The sequence below is a fragment of the Halomonas sp. 707D4 genome (assembly GCF_024158685.1).
Lineage (GTDB): Bacteria > Pseudomonadota > Gammaproteobacteria > Pseudomonadales > Halomonadaceae > Vreelandella.
On record NZ_JAMZBD010000290.1, the window covers coordinates 1 to 4,118 of the forward strand.

Annotated in this window: 3 protein-coding genes; all 3 read left to right on the forward strand. The window is 65.5% G+C overall.

The window, feature by feature from the left end; all coding sequences use genetic code 11:
• The coding region (locus BIS11_RS12210) for an AMP-binding protein (protein WP_253586129.1) at positions 1–1,202 on the forward strand (1,202 nt) is incomplete at its 5' end.
• 25 nt (positions 1,203–1,227) lie between these two features.
• The gene (locus BIS11_RS12215) at positions 1,228–1,995 is read left to right on the forward strand and encodes an SDR family NAD(P)-dependent oxidoreductase (RefSeq protein ID WP_253424968.1); all 768 of its coding nucleotides are present in this window, start codon (positions 1,228–1,230) and stop codon (positions 1,993–1,995) included.
• Positions 1,996–2,213: 218 nt separating this feature from the next.
• Positions 2,214–4,022, forward strand: coding sequence for an acyl-CoA dehydrogenase C-terminal domain-containing protein (locus BIS11_RS12220; protein ID WP_253424972.1), 1,809 nt, complete (start codon positions 2,214–2,216; stop codon positions 4,020–4,022).
• The last annotated feature ends 96 nt before the right edge of the window (positions 4,023–4,118 follow it).

A 4,118-nucleotide genomic window follows, 5' to 3' on the forward strand; every position in this document is an offset into this window, starting at 1 on the left:
GTCTGGAGCCGTGCCCGCCGGTACTGACCATCGGCGAGGCGAGCGCCCGGCGCGAGACGGATCTCGACTGGCAGGCCGCGCTCGATCACCCGGCGCTCGATCAGGCCCCGCCCAGGCTCTCGTCGGAGGCGCCATTTCTGCAGATGTTCACCTCGGGTACCGTGGGCAAGCCCAAGGGGGTGGCGGTACCGCTCAAGGCGATGATGGCCTTCGCGCTCTACATGGAACTTGCCGTCGATCTCAAGCGCGAGGACCGGTTCTGGAACATGGCCGACCCGGGCTGGGCCTACGGGCTCTACTACGCCATCGTCGGGCCCTTGCTGCTCGGTGCCACCACGCACTTCTGCGAGGCGGGCTTCAGCGCCGAGGGGGCGCTTGCCTTCATGCAGCGCCACCGCATCACCAACTTCGCCGCCGCGCCGACGGCGTACCGGCTGATGAAGGCCTCCGCCCTGTTCGACGAGGCCCATCGAACGCTCGCGCTTCGCGCGGCGAGCTCGGCGGGCGAGCCGCTCAATACCGAGGTGGTCAACTGGGTGGAGGCGTCCCTGGGCTGCCCGGTGATGGACCACTACGGCCAGACCGAGACCGGCATGACCTGCAACAATCATCATCGTCTCGAGCACCCCAAGCATGTCGGCGGCATGGGCGTACCGCTGCCGGGCTATCGGCTGGCGATCCTCGATGCCGAGTACAACGAGCTGCCGCCGGGCCAGCCCGGCGTGCTGGCGGTGGACATCGACCGTTCGCCGGTCCATTTCTTCCCGGGCTACACCTGGCAGGAGAAGGATCCGTTCGTGAAGGGCTACTACCTGACCGGCGACGTGGTGGTGCAAAACGAGGACGGCACCTTCCAGTTCGCCGGCCGCGACGACGACATCATCACCACCGCGGGCTATCGAGTGGGGCCGACGGACGTCGAGAACAGCGTGATGACCCACCCGGCGGTGGCGGAGTCGGCGGCGGTGGGCAAACTCGACGAGATTCGCGGCGAGATCATCAAGTCCTTCGTCGTGTTGCGGGCGGGATTCGAACCCAGCGAGGCGCTGGCCGACGAGATCCGCACGCGGGTGCGCGAGCGCCTCTCGACCCACGCCTTCCCGCGGGAGGTCGAGTTCGTCGACGAGCTGCCGAAGACCCCGAGCGGCAAGATCCAGCGCTTCAAGCTGCGCGCCCAGGCGAACGCGCCGGCGACTTTCTGATACATGGCCTACAAAGGACTCCAAGGTGGATATACGCAATCGATGCTTTCTGATCACCGGCGCCGCCTCGGGTCTGGGCGCCGCGACCGCTGCGCGCTTGATCGACCTGGGCGGCAAGGTGGTGCTGTGTGACCTGAGCGACGGCGTCTTCGATCAGGCCAAGGCGCTTGGCGAGCGCGCCCGGGCAGTGAAGGGCGACGTGACCTCGGGCGAGCAGATGGCCGAGGCGTTCGAGGCCGCCGTCGCGCTGGGCGGCGAGCACGGGCTTGCCGGCGTGGTCCACTGCGCGGGCGTGGTGAGCGTGGCCAAGCTGGTCGACCGGGAAGGACACCCGGCGGATCTCGACGCCTACGCCCGAACGATCCAGATCAACCTGGTGGGGACCTTCAACGTTATGCGCCTGGCCGCTGCCGCCATGGCCAAAAACGCGCCGTGTTCCAGCGGCGAGCGCGGGGTGATCGTCAATACCGCATCGATCGCCGCCTTCGATGGCCAGGTGGGGCAGTGCGCCTACAGCGCCTCCAAGGCGGGCGTGGTGGGCATGAGCCTGCCCGCCGCCCGGGAGCTTTCACGCCACGCCATCCGCGTCATGGCCATCGCCCCGGGGGTGTTCGAGACGCCGATGATGAGCGAGATCCCGCGCGAGGCCCATGATGCGCTGGTCGCCGGCGTGCCCTTTCCCAAACGGCTGGGGCGCGCCGAGGAGTTTGCGCTGCTCGCCGAGCAGATCATCACCAACCCGATGCTCAATGGCGAGGTGATCCGTCTGGATGGTGGCATTCGCATGCAGTAAGGGACTCCCCCTTCAAGACTCGTCGCTTTTCGCGGCGAGTTTTTTTATGCGCGAGCGAACGTGATCGCGGCGTATTCGACTAAAGAGAGCAGCTGAATGGCTGTGTACCTTCGGTCCTTGGCTTGACGCAAGGATCGGTGCACGCTAATTTCAAACGATTGTTTGAAAGCGAGTCGATGCGTTTATCGTGGCTCTCAGCACCCTTTTGGAGAACACCCATGCCCCGTTATCAAGCCCCGCTGCGTGACCTGCGGTTCGTCATGGACGAACTTCTCGACTACCCCGCTCACTATGCCGTGCTCGGCAAGGGTGAGGACGCCTCGCCCGACGTGGTGAGCGCGATTCTCGAAGAGGGCGGGCGCTTTGCGCGCGAAGTGCTGCTGCCCCTCAACCAGAGCGGCGACGAGCAGGGCTGCCGGCGACTCGACAATGGCGATGTGAAAGCCCCGGACGGTTTTCGTGAGGCTTACCGCCAGTACGTCGAAGGCGGTTGGCCGAGTCTGGCCGCCGACCCCGAGCACGGGGGACAGGGGCTGCCGGCGTCTCTTGCCATGGCGCTGTCGGAAATGATCTGTGCCAGCAACCTGGCCTGGGGCATGTATCCTGGGCTATCCCATGGCGCCGCCGATGCGCTGCGCCACCACGGCAGCGACGCGCAGCAGGCCACCTATCTCACCAAGCTGGTGGAAGGTACCTGGACCGGCACCATGTGTCTGACCGAACCGCACTGCGGCACCGACCTTGGCCTGATCAAGACCCGCGCGGTGCCCGCCGAGGGCGATGCCTACCGTATCACCGGCACCAAGATCTTCATCTCCGCCGGCGAGCACGACCTGGCCGAGAACATCGTCCATCTGGTGCTGGCGAAACTGCCGGATGCGCCGGAAGGCTCGAAGGGCATCTCGCTGTTCGTGGTACCCAAGTTCCTGCCGGATGGCGACAGCAATCCCGGCGAGCGCAACGGCGTGGTCTGTGGGTCGCTCGAACACAAGATGGGCATTCACGGCAACGCTACCTGCGTGATGAACTTCGACGATGCCACCGGTTATCTGGTCGGCCCGCCCCACAAGGGGTTGGCGTGCATGTTCACCATGATGAACGCGGCGCGCCTGGGGGTGGGCATCCAGGGACTCGGGCTGATCGAGGCGAGCTTCCAGAACTCGCTCGCCTACGCCCGCGACCGGCTGCAGATGCGCGCGCTCTCCGGCAAGAAGGTCCCGGAGAAACCCGCCGACCCGATCATTCACCATCCGGACGTGCGGCGCATGCTGCTCACCCAAAAGGCCTTCGCCGAAGGCGGGCGGATGCTGGTGCTCTACGCGGCGCAGCTGCTGGACCGGGTGGAGCACGGCGCCGAGGGTGAGGAGCGCGACCGCGCCGATACCCTGCTCGGGCTTCTGACGCCGATCGTCAAGGCGTTTCTGACCGAGGTGGGCTTCGAGTGCACCAACGAAGGCGTACAGGTCTTCGGCGGTCACGGTTACATCAAGGAGTGGGGCATGGAGCAGCTGGTGCGCGACGCGCGCATCACGCGTCTCTACGAAGGCACCACCGGTATCCAGGCGCTCGACCTGCTGGGGCGCAAGGTGCTGATGAGCCAGGGTGAATCGCTCAAGGTCTTCACCAAGGAAATTCACAAGTTCTGCAAGAGCGAGGCCGATCACCCGATGCTCGGGGAGTTCATCGAACCCTTGGCCAAGCTCAACGCCGAGTGGGGTGAGCTCACCATGGGCATCGGCATGAAGGCGATGCAGGATCGCGAAGAGGTGGGGGCGGCAAGCGTCGACTACCTGATGTATTCGGGCTACGTGGCGCTGGCTTACCTCTTCGCTCGGGCGGTGAAGAGCGCAAGCGCAGGACTCGAAGGCGACGATCAGGCCTTCTATAAAGCCAAGATCGATACCGCACGCTTCTACTACCAGCGCATTCTGCCGCGTACCCGAGCTCACGCCCGGATGATCCAGGCAGGTGCTGCGCCACTCATGGCGATCTCGAGTGACGATTTCGGGCTCGGCTTCGAGATCTGACCACTCTGCCCGGGCGGCGAAGTTTTTTCAAAAAGCCCTTGCACTCCCGGCGGCGAATCCGTAAAGTACGCATCCGCTGCCGGGGACGCCCAGCGT

Coding starts and splice junctions, on each gene's coding strand:
- BIS11_RS12220 (WP_253424972.1), top strand. CDS start 2,214: ATGCCCCGTTATCAAGCCCCGCTGCGTGACCTGCGGTTCGTCATGGAC.